Annotated in this window: 14 protein-coding genes and 2 pseudogenes; 1 reads left to right on the plus strand and 15 read right to left on the minus strand. The window is 40.3% G+C overall.

What is annotated here, in order from left to right; translation table 11 throughout:
- The 6 genes and pseudogenes from H5185_RS04530 to H5185_RS04555 all read right to left on the minus strand — a co-directional run.
- Positions 1-1,244: site-specific integrase (locus H5185_RS04530; protein WP_182741469.1), on the minus strand; the 1,244-nt coding region annotated here is incomplete at its 3' end.
- An 11-nt stretch (positions 1,245-1,255) separates the two neighbouring features.
- Complete coding sequence (locus H5185_RS04535; RefSeq protein WP_182741470.1) at positions 1,256-1,795, minus strand: hypothetical protein; 540 nt, start codon at positions 1,793-1,795, stop codon at positions 1,256-1,258.
- A gap of 5 nt (positions 1,796-1,800) precedes the next feature.
- A complete protein-coding gene (locus H5185_RS23265; protein ID WP_182741471.1) occupies positions 1,801-4,011 on the minus strand; it encodes a helix-turn-helix domain-containing protein in 2,211 nt (736 codons plus the stop codon).
- Positions 4,008-6,116, minus strand: a complete 2,109-nt coding sequence (locus tag H5185_RS04545; RefSeq protein ID WP_182741472.1) for a hypothetical protein — start codon at positions 6,114-6,116, stop codon at positions 4,008-4,010. The genes H5185_RS23265 and H5185_RS04545 overlap by 4 nt, the downstream gene beginning before the upstream one ends.
- 73 nt (positions 6,117-6,189) lie before the next feature.
- Positions 6,190-7,251 carry a recombinase RecA gene (gene recA / locus H5185_RS04550; protein WP_182741473.1) on the minus strand — a complete coding sequence of 354 codons (1,062 nt, stop codon included), beginning with the start codon at positions 7,249-7,251 and terminating at the stop codon, positions 6,190-6,192.
- Between the two features lie 134 nt (positions 7,252-7,385).
- Positions 7,386-7,637, minus strand: a pseudogene (locus H5185_RS04555) (DNA recombination/repair protein RecA); the annotation flags it as partial.
- 285 nt (positions 7,638-7,922) lie between these two features.
- Between H5185_RS04555 and mutS the strand changes: the two are divergent.
- A pseudogene (mutS, locus tag H5185_RS04560) lies at positions 7,923-10,505 on the plus strand (DNA mismatch repair protein MutS).
- 448 nt (positions 10,506-10,953) lie between these two features.
- On the opposite strand, the gene rpoS reads toward mutS, so the two are convergent.
- The 9 genes from rpoS to eno all read right to left on the minus strand — a co-directional run bounded on the left by rpoS (position 10,954) and on the right by eno (position 18,534).
- Positions 10,954-11,925 carry an RNA polymerase sigma factor RpoS gene (gene rpoS / locus H5185_RS04565; protein WP_124017576.1) on the minus strand — a complete coding sequence of 324 codons (972 nt, stop codon included), beginning with the start codon at positions 11,923-11,925 and terminating at the stop codon, positions 10,954-10,956.
- A 78-nt stretch (positions 11,926-12,003) separates the two neighbouring features.
- The gene (locus H5185_RS04570) at positions 12,004-12,936 is read right to left on the minus strand and encodes a peptidoglycan DD-metalloendopeptidase family protein (RefSeq protein ID WP_404948443.1); all 933 of its coding nucleotides are present in this window, start codon (positions 12,934-12,936) and stop codon (positions 12,004-12,006) included.
- 102 nt (positions 12,937-13,038) lie between these two features.
- Positions 13,039-13,674: a protein-L-isoaspartate(D-aspartate) O-methyltransferase gene (locus H5185_RS04575; RefSeq protein WP_124017670.1), complete on the minus strand. Its 636-nt coding sequence runs from the start codon at positions 13,672-13,674 to the stop codon at positions 13,039-13,041.
- Positions 13,671-14,420, minus strand: coding sequence for a 5'/3'-nucleotidase SurE (gene surE, locus H5185_RS04580; RefSeq protein ID WP_124017578.1), 750 nt, complete (start codon positions 14,418-14,420; stop codon positions 13,671-13,673). Before surE ends, H5185_RS04575 begins: the two co-directional genes overlap by 4 nt.
- Positions 14,421-14,423: 3 nt before the next feature.
- Positions 14,424-15,497, minus strand: a complete 1,074-nt coding sequence (gene truD / locus H5185_RS04585; protein WP_124017579.1) for a tRNA pseudouridine(13) synthase TruD — start codon at positions 15,495-15,497, stop codon at positions 14,424-14,426.
- Positions 15,498-15,525: 28 nt separating this feature from the next.
- The gene (ispF, locus tag H5185_RS04590; RefSeq protein WP_124017580.1) at positions 15,526-16,005 is read right to left on the minus strand and encodes a 2-C-methyl-D-erythritol 2,4-cyclodiphosphate synthase; all 480 of its coding nucleotides are present in this window, start codon (positions 16,003-16,005) and stop codon (positions 15,526-15,528) included.
- 63 nt (positions 16,006-16,068) lie between these two features.
- Entirely contained in the window at positions 16,069-16,767 is a 699-nt protein-coding gene (gene ispD / locus H5185_RS04595) for a 2-C-methyl-D-erythritol 4-phosphate cytidylyltransferase (RefSeq protein WP_182697899.1), read from the minus strand.
- A 62-nt stretch (positions 16,768-16,829) separates the two neighbouring features.
- Complete coding sequence (gene ftsB, locus H5185_RS04600; protein ID WP_124017582.1) at positions 16,830-17,132, minus strand: cell division protein FtsB; 303 nt, start codon at positions 17,130-17,132, stop codon at positions 16,830-16,832.
- A gap of 100 nt (positions 17,133-17,232) precedes the next feature.
- Complete coding sequence (eno, locus tag H5185_RS04605) at positions 17,233-18,534, minus strand: phosphopyruvate hydratase (protein ID WP_124017583.1); 1,302 nt, start codon at positions 18,532-18,534, stop codon at positions 17,233-17,235.
- Positions 18,535-18,615 lie beyond the last annotated feature (81 nt).

Here is an 18,615-nt window from a genome sequence, read left to right on the forward strand (position 1 = left end):
CGTTTTAACTTATTTAACATATTGTCGTAATCAGTATCAGACAACCTACCGATCGCGCGACTCCTTCGCTGCTCAATCTCTAACAATAAACAACCATAGCTTGTTATTGCATATCGACGTAAAGCGTGAGGGGTGATTTTAATTGACTTGCTTATCTTTCCCCCCATCACTCTTTTCTTTGTATCATTCACAGAGAGCTCAAAGGTTACAATAGATGATATATAAGTATCTGACATCCTTGCAGAGCTATTCTTGCGCTTATTGGCCGTTGTTACAAACACCTCTCCACTATCCTTGCAATGTCCCTTTTTCAAAATCATTTTGCGTTCGAAGGATATATAACTGAGTGTTCTTTCAAGCAGATCAGGAGTCACCTGCACCATACGCTGTTTATCATTTTTAGCTCCATGCTTTACCAGAACATTGAACATTTTGTTAATCGTTTTAGGTTCGTATTCAACTCCCTTGAGAATAGCCAACTGTTTTTGCAAGCCATCTGCTTCCGCCTTAGCTTGATCTAACGCCTGCTCAATGGTTTCACATTGTAGTAATCGTGTCTCCTCACTGCGGAGACCGGCTTGCGACATCCAATCAAAAACGAGTAGATTACGAATACGATACATGTATTCCATGTCATCACTATTTTTAGGTGCTGCTTGACTAGCACGTTGAAGGACCAGTTCAGAAAGAAGGTTGATATGATTTCGAGTTGGTACAAACAGAGGCCCGCCTGATGAGGCTACACGTTTTCTATAAGGACTACGGCATTCTCTCTCCCCTTCACCTGGTAAAACTTTAATTTGATGAACAGGAATGCCTCTTTCTGTATCAGCCCAGCCACATAAATATTTAACATCTGTTTTGGAGTTAATCTGCAACCACCAGAAAAAACCTACTACTGCACTTAAGTTTTGGTTTGCTGAGTCCACCTGAATTTTATCTTTGCCCTGCTGAAGAAACTCAAAATATTTATCTAAGTCGTTTGAAGTCACTGCATTAATTTTTCTTTCAAAGGACTTACTTTCGCTTTTTTCGTTCAGGGCTGTAATTCGAAATAAATAGTTGAAAAATTTGACAAGGTATAACGCATTGCAATAATTGGTATCCTTCGATACTGTTTTGGCTCGACTCATTAAAAATTCGGTCGCAGACCAATAAACGTGCCCATTCGGAAAACCCACAAGTAAACCATTGCTACCTTTGTCAATATACTGCTGGCTGGGAGTATGTAAAAAAAATCTCAAACTTACCTCTACTATTTAATCTGAGCTATAATTTTTACTTGATAATTTTTCATCTTTGCCATCAGTTCTCTATTTTCGCATTCACCCTTGGCAATCCGTTCCCTGAGATCGGTAATTAAGGCATTATTTCGCCTAAAATCTTCTTCTCGCTGAAGTATAAGCTCATGTTGATTAAGTAAATCCTCAGTTAATGCGGCATTGCGAAATAGCATCTCGCGATAAAGCGCTTCATAATCAATTTTATCCCTTTCTGGGGACTTATTAAGTACCCTAATAGCTTTTTTAAGAGAATCAACTTGATCGTGTATGTTATTAGCATTCATTCTATAAGTTTTAGATGACTTGCTAAAGGACTGTAGATTTCGCTTTTGACAATTCAAAGTACAAAACCAATTAACGCTAACCTTTCCATTTTTATCAGCAAGCTCTTCAAGAAACGTTTTAAGTTCATCGTCTTTTTGGATGACACTTCTGATAACATCAATTTTGTTATCTATTTTAGCTTGAATTGCTTCCAAGTTAGCTCTATTGGCGGCTTCTGTGTTGGCCATTCTCGTTACCTATTAGCCAGGACGGCATTAAATATAACCGAGTCTTCAGGATTTAGTAGACACTGTTCTTCCAAGTTTTTATAGTTCCAGTTAGCTAAAGGTAGTTTGTTTGGGCATCCATGACACTGCTCACGATTGGCAGATAAAGTGTGCGCCATTTCATTGCCGGAGATACACTTAGACTTGCTTTTTCTGCAACTTGTATTTCCCACACAAAGACCTTCCTCGATCATTTCGAAGACAATATCATCCTCCTTGATAAATTGCTCATACGCCATCCTGACACGGTTTTCAGTAATTGATGTGATACTTTTTGCACATTCATTAAATTTCTCACCGATATCAGATGCAGAATCAAATAAGCCACTCTGCCTGTTGTGCTCTTCTAGCACATCAATCATCGCTATACGAGTAAAGGCCTCCTGGGTTGCATCTTCACTAGTAGAATTAAGATATTCGAATGTCATCGCAATATCAGTGTGCCGAAGATGATACCTTAGTGAATCAACACTTCCGCCAAAATGGTTTACAAAAACACCGGCGAAGAATCGGCGAAATTGATGCTCACTAAACTGCCAAAGATAATCATCTTTTATACCTATAAACGCAAAATATTCAGTCCGATTCTCCTTGAACCAATACTGCGATACATTATCGTTGGTCATATTTTTATATTGCCACAGGTTATCATCACCAGTTATTTCTCGGGCAGGACGACTAATTTCTTCAAGCAACTCAATGCATATTTTCATTAAATTAGTTGCGGGAAACTGGTCATTAACTTGGTATGTTTTCGCCACATACATATCAATCCAATGGCCAGACTCCGTCGTACTAATACACCCCGCTTTTAAAGACATAATTTCAGAGCTTCGACGAGCAGTAAAAAAGCAAAGAACCATTTCAATAGCCACCATCAAATGGCGGTATAAAAAAGTTGCTAAACCATAGTTTCTCGCTTGTTTATCATGTGATTCATTATGCTTTTGTATCCAATTACTAATGGTGCTTTTGTATGTTTTATATTCATCTGCAATCTGTTTTAATGTCCAGCCACTAGCACGTAGCTTAGCCACTTCCGACCACTTGTTACGATCCGCTTCACTAGACGTCTTTGCTGTGGTTCTATCGAAATTAGTGAACAGAACTGGAGGAAATGAATCTTTATAACCTTCAACTGTAATAGTGTTCTTTCGAAAGTATTCCTTAGCTAAGTCAGCTGTATTATAGTGAGGTTTAAAAGACGCTAACTTAGCAAACTTCTCTAGTGCGTCATCGCGTTTTTCTAACAATGGCTTGCCGTAATGTAGAATAAACTCAATAGAACGCTCTACTGCCTTTTTCATAATAAAAAAGGGAACATCTTTTGTTTTACCATTTGAACTAGCCTTTTTGTTAATTGATCTGATTTCACAGTTCGATATGGGAGGAATATCCGAAGGCATCATAGGAAGCAGATCAGGGTAGCGAGTAGCAAGCCGTAGTGTTCTATTTAGCGCAGAGATTTGCTTAACAACCGTCCCCGTTGTATTTAAGGCGTATACTGATTTTTTTTTGCCTGAATTCACCTGATTTCTGAAACCTTTCGAGTTATAATCATCTCGCAAACTATCCGAAATATCAGCCAACTCTCTGAAATTACTCCAACTATTGGTTGGAATGCCAAGGTCAAACATTAAATGCTCAATATTAAAAAGGGTCTGTTGTCTCACTTCTGGATAGAGACTCTTCTTGACATATCTGGATAGGTCACCGCTAGAAATATTTACATGCGCCTGGAATCTTTCTGTAAACCCTAAGTTATGAGCTGTAGTTAGGTACAAGTTCTGAGCAAAATCACGAACCATTTCTGATGTCGCATTTTTAGGATTACGTATATCTTGCTGCCATCTCAAAAATCGAATGAAATACATTAGTTTAGCTAAATACTTCTTGATTGACTGGTGACTATCCAATGCCTGATTAGTGGCTCTAGAGTCAACAACAGATAACAGCACTAGCCATTTTACGGTCTTAAGTAATTCAGGCTCGTCAACAAGTAATAATTTACAATCTAATACTAGCTCAAAATCAATTTCATCTTTTTCTCCATTTAGTAACAATATCCATTTATTGTCACTAAATGGACTTAAAAGTTTGTCACAAACAGGAGCTTCGATATTGCTAAGGTCAATCACCACTTCAAGCTTCTTTAACGCGATTTTGTTCACTCTCACAAGTTGAAGACCTTCAAATAAGGGTTTTCGTCTTTCTGCAGATTAAAAAGCGTCTCCGCACCAGATAATTCGAAGCGAACATCTTGGTTACGCCTGTATGCATCGATTGCGTAATTATTAAATACCTTCCATAAATGCCACTTCTTCATCTCTGCTTCACTAAGTTGATCGAAGGCATACTCTAATGCAGCATTCCACAATAAAGTATTCAATATAGAGTGCTTGCTGGCAACAAGCACTGGTCGCCTATTGGTACAGGTAGGGCAAAACTCAACCTTATTACAAGCTTGGCCTTTTTTTGTATACGGCCCGTCGATTGGATCCGTACAATACACCCCACCGAACTGACTATTTAAGATTTTCTTGGCCCCTTCAACACTAGCAAGGTAGTCACTACGATCAATACCGGCAAAATCAACAAACTCATCAATCTGCATAGTTACTAGAGCCTCTAGTGAATTTTGAAACTTACGGATATCAAGTTCATTGTTGAAGTTCAATGCCAAGTGCTTCAAGTAAGCTGAGGTTGAGGACATATTAGTATGCCTACCTTGCTTCATAACCCTAAGAGGATCTTTAGTTAATAGGGCCGTTAATTGCATACTGCTTTGCCTCATCATGCTTGGGGGTACCTGAACGGCACCATGAGTCAATTCAGCTATGACTTTGGGAAAAGACGTTGAACTTGCTCCAGCACTTAAAGGGGCAGGAAAGTAACCACTATTATTTTTGTTTTGATTCTTGTACAAAGTTAAGAATAAACGATTTTTATTGTGATCTTTCGCCATATTCCTGTAGCGGCTTGTTGCGGACTGGAGATACCTTATGACTTTAGGGACACCTAGCCTCAATCGTTCGCAACCTTCAAACACTAGTACATCAATACGCTCCTCATTCGGATCAGCTTTTGTTAGCCCTATCCGTCTCTTTGACATATTCGCACGGTTTTTATTATCAATTAAATGATACACATCCTCATTTTCAACTAAACAATCACTGTTTAGGTAGCGAATACTAGACTCATTATTTGAAGTATCAATATACAAAATACATTGAGCTAAAATTTGTGCTTCTGAATGAAGATTAAAATGGTTGTTAATATCAATGATTAAATTACCTCCCATAACTCGGCATCGTCGGCTTAAATAACTATAAAGCTTACGATTATGGTATCTTCGTGGTTCTTTTTTCTCAACGGAATCCCGAGGAACGATTCCTTCTTGATAGTGATATATATAAGCCGATAGGCCATCAATACCGTAACTTTCAATTAATAAGTTTATTTCCTGAAACTTTAATCTTGAGCCAACTCCAGATGAGACTAGCTCTTCACGATAGAGCAATAATTCATGAATCTTGGCGGCTATCTCAATATTTTGCTTTTTATTCGCTGAGCGGATGGCAAGTAAATGCTTTGCAATAATCGTACGAAGCCGCTTTTCTGCGTTTATTCTAATAAGTTTTAGATTGTCATTTAAAAAAAAACAGGTGGCTCTAATCAAATCATCAGTCGACTTAATTTTTACCCCTGTTGCGCTCATAACGCTGGATAGCATTGATCTTATTTGATTATTATCACTATCTAAACCTAACTCATTAATTACGCTTTCGACTTCAGGTATCCCTTCCTTAGGTCTAGCAAGATTATTGGTGACCATAGAACGGGCTAGTCTGGGAGGTAATTTTAAACCTTTAATCCTAAGGCCGTGAGGCCAAATACCATTAGACGCGGAGTGTTTGAGGAAAGATGAGAGGATTGAAAGATAATTATGGGCATTAGTACCTTTGCCATAAGTTTTTATTACGTGTTCTCTATATGCATCTAAGGCGAACTGCCAATCTAGATGAGCAACTTCTGCATGACCAACACGATTTAACTTCCTAATAAGGCTAATCGTAGATTGGGAGTTTTTACTCACTAGGAAGGTTAAGAAAGTGTATAATCTGCCATAGATAGCACTATCACCTGTTATAGTAGTGTTCAGTGTTTTTGATACATACTCTTTAAATGACTCATCAAAACATCGCAAGAATGACTTATCTAAGGATTTTAACTCCTTTATTTCAGAAAACTTTCTTGATTTTTTAGAGCGGTTTCGGTTCAAATTACTTTTGCTCTGTCATTAACTGAAAAAGGAGCTAATTGTTAGCCCCTTTTATACCACGTCCAGTCTTAAATTAGAAAACTTCACCAGTTTCTAAATCAATATTTTCATCACTAGCAGATGAGCTAGCTGGTGTTTTTGAACTTAATAGCATCGCACGTAATGTCGTATCAATTTCTTTTGCCACTTCAGGATGTTCAAGTAAGTATTTACCCGCGTTAGCACGGCCTTGACCAATTTTGTCACCTTTGTAGCTGTACCAAGCACCCGCTTTATCAACCAATTTATGTGCAACACCTAAATCGACTAATTCCCCCGTACGATTAATACCTTGACCATAAAGAATTTGGAATTCAGCTTGCTTAAATGGTGCGGCAATTTTGTTTTTAACCACTTTCACCCGAGTTTCGTTACCGACAACTTCATCACCTTCTTTAATCGCACCTGTACGGCGAATATCAAGACGAACTGAAGCGTAAAACTTAAGCGCATTACCACCAGTGGTCGTTTCTGGGTTACCAAACATGACACCAATTTTCATACGAATTTGGTTAATAAAAATAAGTAAAGTATTTGACTGCTTCAAGTTACCAGCCAGCTTACGCATTGCTTGGCTCATCATACGAGCCGCTAAGCCCATATGCGAATCACCAATTTCACCTTCAATTTCAGCTTTTGGTGTTAACGCAGCAACAGAATCGACAACAATAACGTCTACAGCACCTGAGCGAGTTAAAGCGTCACAAATTTCTAATGCTTGCTCACCAGTATCTGGCTGTGAACATAATAGGTTATCAATATCTACACCAAGCTTTTTTGCATAAATAGGGTCCAAAGCATGTTCTGCATCAATAAAGGCACAGATCTTACCTTCTCGTTGCGCAGCAGCAATAACTTCCAATGTCAAAGTAGTTTTGCCACTACTTTCAGGCCCATAGACCTCCACTATTCGACCTAAGGGGAGTCCGCCTGCACCTAACGCGACGTCTAATGAAAGTGAGCCGGTAGAGATAGTTTCAACATCCATTGTGCGGTCTTCGCCCAACTTCATGATCGAACCTTTACCGAATTGCTTTTCAATTTGACTTAACACTGCGGCAAGTGCTTTTTGTTTATTTTCATCTGTTTTAGACATGTTATAACCCTTGCATATTTTTTGGCTTGAAGTGAATATTTATTCATCATCACCACTTGTTAATATATACAGCTCATATCAAATTAGTATATTGGGAACGCTATGAACCGGTTCTTTGCGTCTAACTTGTTCTAGGCAGCGATTAAAGAGGGGTTTAATCTAGGTGAACCACTTAAAGTTTGGCTTTGATAAATCTCAACGATACGTCCCATTGGTAAACCACCCGCACCAAGTGCGATGTCCAATGAAAGCGAACCGGTAGAGATAGTTTCAACATCCATTGTGCGATCTTCGCCCAACTTCATAATTGAGCCTTTACCAAACTGCTTTTCAATTTGGCTTAATACGGCGGCTAGCGCTTTCTCTTTGTTTGGATCAACCTTCATTATAAAACCCTCTTAAGGCATTCAATACGTTTAGTAAAATGCTATTTTGACTTAGGTGAAATGATGTAAACCATTTCATTATGTTCATCAGTATACTGTATAGTCATACAGTATCAAGTGCTGAGGGCAATTTTTTTTAAACCTTAGCGAATTGCCTTTTTACATCAATATTTTATCTCCATATACTTTTTTGTTTGAATCTATTTATACCCTAGGGGCAAATATTGTTAAGATTAGCCTCATAAGATTTACGTCCTAAGATTGATTAATAGTGAAGTGTTCATAATGACAGTGATTGATACCAGCGATTTAGAAAAACACACCCCGATGATGCGTCAGTATTTAGGCTTAAAAGCGGCCCATCCTGATATGTTATTGTTTTACCGAATGGGTGATTTTTATGAGTTGTTTTACGATGATGCTAAGCGCGCTTCTGAAATGCTGGGGATTTCACTTACTGCTCGCGGAAAAAGCGGCGGCGATCCTATCCCAATGGCTGGAATCCCCTATCATGCTGTAGAAGGCTATTTAGCTAAACTAGTCAATATCGGCCAGTCTGTAGCCATTTGTGAGCAAATTGGTGATCCTGCGACATCAAAAGGCCCAGTTGAGCGCCAAGTCGTACGCATTGTGACTCCAGGTACCTTAACGGATGAGGCTTTACTTCAAGAAAAACACGACAATTTACTGGCGGCGCTTTATCAAGGTAAAAACGGTTTTGGATACGCTACCTTAGATATTTCATCAGGTCGTTTTGTGGTTGCTGAATTACCCACTCGTGAAGCCCTAGAAGCTGAATTACAACGTACTAATCCTGCCGAGTTGCTCTACAGTGAAGATTTTACTGACATGTTATTAATCAATAATATGAAAGGTATTCGTCGCCGTCCAGAGTGGGAGTTTGATTATGATACTTGCGTAAATTTACTGCTTGGTCAATTTGGTACCAAAGATTTACATGGCTTTGGTATTAGTGATGCACGCTTAGCATTACAAGCTGCTGGTTGTTTAATGCAGTATGTCAAAGATACGCAAAAGATGGCACTGCCACACATTAATTCGATTGTGCGTTTTAACCAATCTGAATCCATTATTTTAGATGCCGCGACGCGACGTAACTTAGAATTAACGCAAAACTTGTCTGGTGGGCGTGAAAATACCCTGTCGTGGGTACTCGATAATACTGCCACGCCTATGGGCAGTCGCATGTTACAACGCTGGATCCATGAGCCACTTCGAAATAGACAAACGATTCAATATCGCCATAACGCCGTAAGCGAGTTGATTGAGCAAGATATATATCAACCCCTACATGAGCAGCTGAAGGTTTTAGGCGATATTGAACGTATTATGGCTCGTTTGGCACTGCGTAGCGCCAGACCTCGTGATTTTTCACGTTTAAAGCAAGCGCTAGCACTGCTACCTGAAATTCAACAAACATTAACCGTATGCCAACAACCAAGATTGACAGCTTTAATTCAATTATTGGGTGAGTTTCCAGAACAACACGATTTATTAGCACGCGCAATTGTTGATAATCCGCCAGTATTAATTCGTGACGGTGGCGTAATCCGAACGGGCTACAACAATGAATTAGACGAATGGCGTAAGTTAAGTGAAGGCGCAAGTGATTATTTAGTCGAACTTGAAGCTCGCGAGAAACAGCAAACTGGAATTAACACTTTAAAAGTAGGTTATAACCGCGTCCATGGTTACTACATTGAAGTCAGCCGTTTACAAGCTGATAGAGTGCCACTGAGTTATCAACGTCGCCAAACCCTTAAAGGCACCGAACGTTATATCACTCCAGAATTAAAAGAATACGAAGAAAAGGTGCTCTCAAGCCAGGGCAAAGCGCTCGCACTTGAAAAACAACTGTGGGAACAGCTCTTTGACTTATTGCTACCTAAATTGCAAGAGTTACAACAGTTTGCCAGCGCAGCAGCTGAATTAGATATATTAAGTAATTTTGCCGAGCGTTCAGAAACCCTTAATTATCAATGTCCACAAATGACGCAGGATATTGGTATTCATATCAATGCTGGACGCCATCCTGTGGTAGAGCGCGTCAGTCAAGCGGCATTTATTGCTAACCCTGTGGTATTAACACCTAAACGGCAAATGCTTATTGTAACTGGCCCTAATATGGGCGGTAAATCAACCTATATGCGTCAAGTGGCACTGATTACATTAATGGCACACATAGGCTGTTTTGTTCCTGCTGACTCAGCTCAAATTGGTGAAATCGATCGGATATTCACCCGTATTGGCGCATCAGACGATTTAGCATCTGGTCGCTCCACCTTTATGGTTGAAATGACCGAAACGGCTAATATTTTGCATAATGCGACCGCAAACAGTTTAGTGTTAATGGATGAGATAGGCCGCGGTACTTCAACCTATGATGGTCTATCGCTGGCATAGTCTGCTGCAGAATATCTCGCGAAAAATGTTAGTGCACTGACATTATTTGCCACTCATTATTTTGAACTCACCCAACTGCCAGAGCTGTTACCATCAGTAATGAATGTGCACCTAGATGCAATAGAACACGATGACACCATTGCCTTTATGCATTCAGTGCAAGAAGGTGCGGCAAGTAAAAGTTATGGCTTACAAGTCGCTGCGCTAGCCGGGGTTCCCGCTGCGGTCATTAAGGCGGCAAAACAAAAGCTACATCAACTTGAAAATAGGGATATGAGTTCACCACAACATAATCAGGCTCAAGTGAGTATGAATTTATTACCGCCAGTGCCAGAGCCATCAGCAGTACTGGAAAAATTAGGACTAATTAACCCTGATGATTTGACCCCTAAACAGGCATTAGATTATTTATATGAATGGAAGCGCTTAAACAACGTGAGCTAACAAATAGTGCTAGTGATTTTTCGCGACGATAACAACAGTGGAAGTCTGCAGAGACTTCCATTTGATATTTACGATTAACTGACGCAAACCCACTATTAATTAGCTCTTAGCAATATACTGCATCAAAAGGATAAACGTACCGAGGGAGTGAGACAGGCATAAAATAGGCTATAGACAATAGGATTGTCTTTCTAACAAGTTGCTGAACTGAGCTTAAATTGTCATATCGAATAGTGATCAATCGATCACAATCACATCAATCACGTTGGTATTGATTGTCGGGATAAACCTAAACACATGAGCAAAAAGTAATCTCTCATATAGGCTTTACCCGCATATCAACAATAGCTTAAGTTAACGTTATCCAAAATTTAGCTATCACAAATGATTCAAGTTAAATTAATTAATCACCAGTAACTTAGTTATGACAGTAAACGTTCACTGTCCATTAGTCTCTGAATAATGCTTCAACAGAAAGCCCTTGAGCGCCCAATAAATCTTTTAAACGTTTAAGCGCTTCCACTTGAATTTGACGCACACGTTCACGTGTTAAACCAATTTCAGCACCAACATTCTCTAACGTTGAAGGTTCATATCCAAGCAAACCAAAGCGTCTCGCCAGTACTTCACGTTGTTTAGTATTAAGCTCATTTAACCATCCAACTATCGAATTCGATAAGTCTTCATTTTGCACCCGATAATCCGGGCCTACTGAATCGTCATCAGCAATAACATCTAATAAAGCCTTCTCATTATCGCCGCTCAGTGGTGTGTCGACAGAAGTAATTCGTTCATTTAGTTTCAACATGCGACTGACATCACCCGTCGACACATCTAACTTTTCTGCAATTTCTTCTGCAGTCGGTTCGTGGTCAAGTTTTTGCGCCAGCTGTCTTGCAGTGCGTAAGTAAACATTTAATTCTTTAACTATATGGATAGGCAGGCGAATGGTGCGGGTTTGATTCATAATTGCCCGTTCAATTGTTTGTCTGATCCACCATGTCGCGTAAGTAGAAAAACGGAAACCACGCTCTGGGTCGAACTTTTCCACCGCTCTAATTAAACCTAAATTGCCTTCTTCAATAAGATCGAGCAACGCTAATCCGCGGTTGTTATATCTTCTGGAAATTTTAACGACAAGACGAAGATTACTTTCTATCATGCGGTTGCGAGATTTTTCGCAGCCTTTGAGGGCTTTACGTGAAAAAAATACTTCTTCCTCTGCTGTTAGTAGCGGGGAAAAACCTATTTCACCTAAATATAATTGAGTGGCGTCTAAATTTTTCTGTAAGTCATCTTGGACTTTTTCTTCAATATCGAGTTGTTGCACCAAATTAGCATCATCGGTTGCAACTTCTGGTGGTTGTTTAGCTAGATCGACAAGACATTCTGCTGAAGCAGTATTATTTTTGCGGCTCATAATTGCTCTCCCAAACCTAATTTATGTTATTTAATCTACTGCACTCGCTTATCCTCCGTTATTTATGTTGCTAAACAATTACTGTTTAGGTAGATATCGTAATGGGTTGACAGACTTACCATGAAAGCGCACTTCAAAGTGAAGCATAACTTGATTAGTCCCAGTACTGCCCATTTTTGCAACTGTTTGACCTGCCGTCACATATTGCCTTTCCTTAACCACTATCGTGTCAGCATGCGCATAAGCACTTAAAAAATCATCATTGTGTTTGATAATCACTAAATTGCCATATCCGCGCAGTGCATTACCTGCATACACGACTTTCCCATCTGCAGCGGCTTTAATAATATCACCGCGATTACCTGCAATCTTAATACCTTGATTGCCTTGTTCTGAAGCCGAAAAATACCCGATTATCAGACCTCTAACTGGCCAATGCCATAATTGAACTTGTTGTGGTAAATTTGCGACAGAACCACTTGTATTTTGGTTAATTGTTTGTTGGGTAGTTGTTACAGAATACGCAGGCTTGACTTTGTGATCAAGCTCTTTTTTCGTTCTGCTTGAAACAGCTGCTGTGCCTGGCTTTGAAGTGACTACTGACTTTATTGTTTCTGATTTTGAACCAATTGAACTGGCAATATATGGCTTATTAATGGCTTGAGTTTGAACAGAAGCAACCTGAGTTTGAGGGGTACGAACAGTTGGCGTTGGACGATGACTTTTGGCCGCTAAATGAAGTATTTGGCCAGGATATATAGTATAAGGAGCCGATAAATGGTTCAAGCGAGCAACTTCGGCAAAATGGCGTCCAGCTCCCCAAGCGATTGAATAAAGGGTGTCGCCTTGCTGTACTTTGTATTTATCGGTTTTTAATGACCCTTTATGGTAACGAGGTCCATGATTTTTTGATGATAAACTGTCAACCGGCGCAGGACGATCTGCTTGAAAGCTGCATCCTGTGAGCATAATTGCTAAGACCATAAAGTTTGGCCAACCGGTATTCATCAAACAAAATCCTTACAGAGAAAAATACATGATTGTTAAGCTAAAACAAGCTTATTCCAAACGAACATCAGGTTCACTAACCAAAACTCAACTGTGTCGAATTGACTACGCCAAATCTCCGTTAATAAGCGGCACAAATTTAACCGCCTCGATAATCTCAGATTGGAATGACTGTCCAATACGGGTAATTTTGAGTAATTGTTGGATGTCTTCTCCAACAGGAATAATTAAAACTCCATGTTCAGCTAATTGTTCAAGCAAGGCTTGAGGCACTGTTGCCGCAGCAGCAGTCACCATAATGCCATCAAATGGACCGCGATTTGGCCAACCTTGCCAACCGTCACCGTATTTAAATGACACATTATGTAAATCGAGACGCTTTAAACGTTGCCGAGCTTGTATTTGCAATGCCTTTATTCGCTCAATAGTACAGAGCTCAGGAATTAATGACGCTAAAACGGCAGCTTGATATCCTGATCCTGTACCAACTTCGAGCACTTTTTGAGGTTGGTGCTGCATTAACAGCTCTGTCATTCGAGCAACGATATAAGGCTGTGAAATAGTTTGTCCCTGCCCTATAGGTAACGCGGTATTTTCATAGGCTTTATGAGCTAGCGCACCATCAAGAAACATCTCTCGTGGTGTAGTCGCGACAGCATGCAATACTGCAGGATCTTTAATTCCTGCCTCCGCCAACTTTTTGGCCAAATTAAGTGCTGATGTTGACGCTACCCGGGTCATATTTTTATTATCCAATCGGCTAATCCATCAAGTTGATTGTATGCTGTTAAGTCAACGGTTAGCGGAGTTATCGAAACATAACCTGCTGCGACTGCACCAAAATCAGTTCCATCACCCGCATCTTGTTCACTGCCAACTGGCCCGAGCCAGTATATATCTTTACCCGCTGGATCTTGGGTTTTTATCATACCTTCAGCTTTATGCCTGGCCCCCAGACGGGTGACTTTAATCCCTTTAATTTGTGTTAAAGGCAAATCAGGAACATTAACATTTAAAATTTGATCGCGGCTAATTGGGTGAGACAATAAACCTTTTACGATTTTCACGGCATAAATTGCAGCGGTATCATAGTGAACGAGTGATTTACCAGCCAGTGATATAGCAATAGCGGGTAAACCTAAAAAACGCCCTTCCATGGCTGCTGCAACAGTACCAGAATATAAGGTATCATCGCCCATATTCGCTCCGGCATTAATACCTGAAACCACAATATCGGGCTCGACATCACAAAGCTGTCTAATCGCAAGATGGACACAGTCTGTGGGTGTGCCGTTAACAGAAATACAGCCGTTATCTAAGTTATTAATTCTTAATGGATTAGTCAAGGTTAATGAGTTACTTGCTCCCGAGCAATTACGATCAGGTGCAACCGTTAATACTTGCGCAAACTCACTCAGTGCCTGGCTTAACGCAATAATACCGGGTGCATTAACACCATCATCATTACTGACTAAAATATTAATCATTCATTAACACTCTTCATTTGTTTTAGCTTGTTGATCTGCAACCATCACTTTTCGCTGTGACTCTTGGACATCTTGATAATCAACCAGTTCACGAAGCACTGATGTAGCATAACTCCCTGCTGGTAATATAAATTCAAGTGTTAGCGTATCGGCGTCAAATTGCCATTTCATTCCTTGAGGTTCAAGCAATAAAGGCCGTCTTTCTTGTGACAAACCCGCTTCTTCGAGGCCCTGAAGATCAGCTGAAAATTCGGCTAACGGCATCATTTCTACTGCTAATGCATCACCTTGTGCTAATGGTGTTCCCCTGCCCCACAATGGTGCTGCAAGTTGAATATCTTTTTCTGCTAAACGAGTTGTCAGAACGTCATCCCAAGCTTCCACAGTAAAATAGCTTTTACTGCCGGCTAACATCACACAATCGCCTGTTAATGTCTCGATATGATGATTGGCGAGGCGAAATGACACCACTTGGTTAAATATATTGGAACGCACAGCCGATAAATACATGCTGCGTTTGTGACGATCTTTTATATTTCGACCACCACTGAGCATTTGTCGGCCTAAGATAAGGTTTTTACCATCATGGCCAAAACGTTGTTCACCAAAATAATTAGGCACACCCAGTTTAGCAATCTGCTGTAAACGCATGTCAACATCGGTAGCATCAGTAATATTTCGTAATGTCAGCACAAACCGGTTGCCAAGTAATGCGCCTATACGCAGTTTTTTGCTATGACGGCTACTCGATAAAATCGTTAGCTTTTCATCATTTAGCTGAGCCCACTCTGGTGTTTCTTTACCAGGAATGCGGATCCCGAACCATTGTTCAGTAATGGCATTTTTGTCTTTTTGGCCAGCATAAGTCACTTCTTTTGGATGAACCTTAGCAAATTTAGCTAATATCTCAGCAACATAAACCGTATTCATGCCATTTTTGCGCACGTGGAGCATATGATGTTCACCTTCGCCAGTTGGCGTAAAAGGCAAAATTTCTTGGACAATAAAATCACTGTTATGGGTACGTAAATCAGCTTGGCTTATTGGTTTACCAAATAGGTAATGTAATTCTTTCATGTGACAGAACTCTCTATATATTTTTAGGTTATTGGCTCTTCATCAACACAACAGCTTCAACGGCAATGCCTTCTTTACGCCCAGTAAAACCAAGTTTTTCGGTGGTCGTCGCTTTTACATTAATATTATCGATATCGGTTTGTAAATCGACACTTAAACACTGACGTATCGCTTCAATATGAGGCGCCATTTTAGGTGCTTGCGCAATAATAGTCACATCGAGGTTACCTAAAACAAACTGCTTTTGCAGTGCAAGTTGATAGCAATGTTTCAATAACTCTCGGCTATCTGCACCAGCAAAATTAGCATCGGTATCAGGAAAATGTTTACCTATGTCGCCTAATGCCATCGCACCTAATATGGCATCGCTAATAGCATGCAGAACGACATCACCATCAGAATGAGCTATCAGCCCACTTTCATAAGGCACCGTCACCCCGCCTAAAATAAGCGGGCTGTCACCGCCAAATTTGTGTACATCAAAACCATGACCGATACGAATATTCATTTCAAAACCTTACGTTAGCTGACTATCAGGTGATATTAACGACTCGAGCTAAATCTGTTAAATTTATTGTTGTGACATAAACAAAACTGCCAATTGTAAATCATCTGGATGAGTCACTTTAATATTATCCACCCGACCACTGACCAACCCCGGCATAACACCAGCCCATTCCATAGCACTGGCTTCATCTGTAATAGGGGCCTGCGCCGCTAATGCTGCTGATAAATGGCGGCGTAAAATTGATGCTGGGAAAAATTGTGGGGTGAGCGCATGCCATAACAAGGTGCGATCGACAGTATTAACAATATGACCACTGGCATCACTGCGCTTCATGGTGTCACGAACCGGTGCCGCCAAAATAGCGCCTTGAGGATAAATGTCTACCGACTCAATTAATCGACTGATATCGGTTAGGGTAACACAAGGCCTGGCGGCATCATGGACTAGCGCCCACGCGTCTGGATGATGACTATAAACATAGTCTAATGCGGCTAAAACTGAGTCGGCACGCTCTCCACCACCCACAACTTGGATTAACTTAGGATGCTGAGATTGCGGTAATTGGCTGAAATAATGATCTTGTGGATGCAATGCAACAATGACTTGTTCTATTTCAGGGTGAGCGAATAATGTATCTAATGTATGAGCGAGAATACTTTGTTGACCAAGCATTAAATATTGCTTAGGTTTGTCAGCACCCATGCGGCTACCAATACCTGCAGCAGGTACAATAGCGATAATAGAACGAGGATTGTTGCGCATATTAGCAGTACCAAGATTGAAAGTAATATGATTGAGGGTTATACCTGCAGTACCACGTAAGGTTAACGATTAAATTGGTTGCGTTCACGCAGCTCACTGCCTACAACTCGATAAAACGTCTCGCCTTCTTTAACCATACCTAACTCGTTACGGGCACGTTCTTCAATGGCTTCTGTGCCACTTTTTAAATCAATAATTTCTTCTTTAAGGATTTGATTTCGAGCAACAAGCTTGTCATTACTTTGTTCTTGCGCCGCGATTTGCGTTTGCAAGACGACATATTCTGAAAAGTTGTTATCGCCCTGCCAAAGCCGGTACTGTAAAAGTGATAATAAACAAATCAATAAAAATATTAGTTGTTTCATAATATTAAGTTATGTCGAAGTAACCCCTAGAAAATATGACTGTTATAGTACAACAAAAAAGGCCACCAAGTGGTGACCTTTTTAAGCTAAAGCAAAAATATTATGCTTGGCCTTTGACTTCTTTAAGACCGTTATACGGTGCTTTTGAACCTAAAGCTTCTTCAATACGCAGCAATTGGTTGTATTTAGCAACACGGTCACTACGGCTTAGCGAACCGGTTTTGATTTGACCTGCCGCGGTACCAACAGCTAAATCAGCAATCGTTGAATCTTCTGTCTCACCGCTACGGTGAGAGATAACAACCGTAAAGCCTGCATCTTTAGCCATTTTAATTGCAGCCAAAGTTTCAGTTAATGTACCGATTTGGTTGAATTTAATCAGGATAGAGTTAGCAATACCATTATCGATACCACGCTTAAGAATTTTGGTATTGGTTACGAATAGATCATCACCTACTAATTGGATTTTATCGCCCATTAGTTTAGTTTGGTGAGCAAAACCATCCCAGTCAGACTCATCAAGACCGTCTTCGATAGAAACGATTGGGTAACGTTGCGTCAAACCTTGTAAGAAGAAGTTAAATTCTTCAGAAGTAAATTTCTTACCTTCACCTTTAAGATCGTAGATGTTTGCTTCTTTGTCATAAAACTCAGATGCAGCACAATCCATCGCTAAGGTGATGTCTTTACCTAACTCATATCCGGCGTTCGCAACAGCAACTTTGATTGCCGCTAGAGCCGCTTCGTTAGAGGCTAGGTTAGGCGCAAACCCACCTTCATCACCAACAGCAGTTGAGTGACCGTCAGCTTTTAATACTTTAGCTAGGCTGTGGAATACTTCAGCGCCCATACGTAAGCCTTCACGGAACGTCTTAGCGCCAACAGGCTGGATCATAAACTCTTGGATATCAACGCTGTTATCAGCATGCTCGCCACCATTGATGATGTTCATCATTGGAAGAGGCATAGAGTAAACACCTGGAGTACCGTTTAAGTCAGCAATGTGAGCATATAAAGGTACGTGTTTAGCCGCAGCAGCCGCTTTAGCAACAGCAAGAGACACTGCTAAAATCGCGTTCGCGCCAAATTTTGCTTTGTTCTCTGTTCCATCCAAGTCAATCATGATTTGGTCAAGTTCAGCTTGAGCCAATGCATCTTTGCCTTTTAACGCTTCTGCGATTGGGCCATTAACAGCGGCAACAGCCTTAAGAACACCTTTACCTAGGTAACGCGCTTTGTCGCCGTCACGAAGTTCTAAAGCTTCGCGACTACCGGTCGATGCGCCAGATGGCGCTGCAGCCATACCGATAAAACCGCCTTCTAAATGCACTTCTGCTTCAACCGTTGGGTTACCACGAGAATCCATAATCTCGCGACCAATCACTTTAATAATGTTAGCCATAATTCCCTCGTACTTTGTGTAAGTAAATTAAAAAATTAAAAGAAATAAAAAGTTAATACCAATAAAAATACATACAACACT

Source organism: Shewanella sp. SG44-6 (genome assembly GCF_014164185.1).
Lineage (GTDB): Bacteria > Pseudomonadota > Gammaproteobacteria > Enterobacterales > Shewanellaceae > Shewanella > Shewanella vesiculosa.

Bases quoted from the DNA above. Each gene is read 5' to 3' on its own strand.
- H5185_RS04535 (WP_182741470.1), bottom strand. From the start codon at position 1,795: ATGGCCAACACAGAAGCCGCCAATAGAGCTAACTTGGAAGCAATTCAA.
- recA (WP_182741473.1), bottom strand. From the start codon at position 7,251: ATGTCTAAAACAGATGAAAATAAACAAAAAGCACTTGCCGCAGTGTTA.
- rpoS (WP_124017576.1), bottom strand. From the start codon at position 11,925: ATGAGCCGCAAAAATAATACTGCTTCAGCAGAATGTCTTGTCGATCTA.
- H5185_RS04575 (WP_124017670.1), bottom strand. From the start codon at position 13,674: ATGACCCGGGTAGCGTCAACATCAGCACTTAATTTGGCCAAAAAGTTG.
- surE (WP_124017578.1), bottom strand. From the start codon at position 14,420: ATGATTAATATTTTAGTCAGTAATGATGATGGTGTTAATGCACCCGGT.
- truD (WP_124017579.1), bottom strand. From the start codon at position 15,497: ATGAAAGAATTACATTACCTATTTGGTAAACCAATAAGCCAAGCTGAT.
- ispF (WP_124017580.1), bottom strand. From the start codon at position 16,005: ATGAATATTCGTATCGGTCATGGTTTTGATGTACACAAATTTGGCGGT.
- ispD (WP_182697899.1), bottom strand. From the start codon at position 16,767: ATGCGCAACAATCCTCGTTCTATTATCGCTATTGTACCTGCTGCAGGT.
- ftsB (WP_124017582.1), bottom strand. From the start codon at position 17,132: ATGAAACAACTAATATTTTTATTGATTTGTTTATTATCACTTTTACAG.
- eno (WP_124017583.1), bottom strand. From the start codon at position 18,534: ATGGCTAACATTATTAAAGTGATTGGTCGCGAGATTATGGATTCTCGT.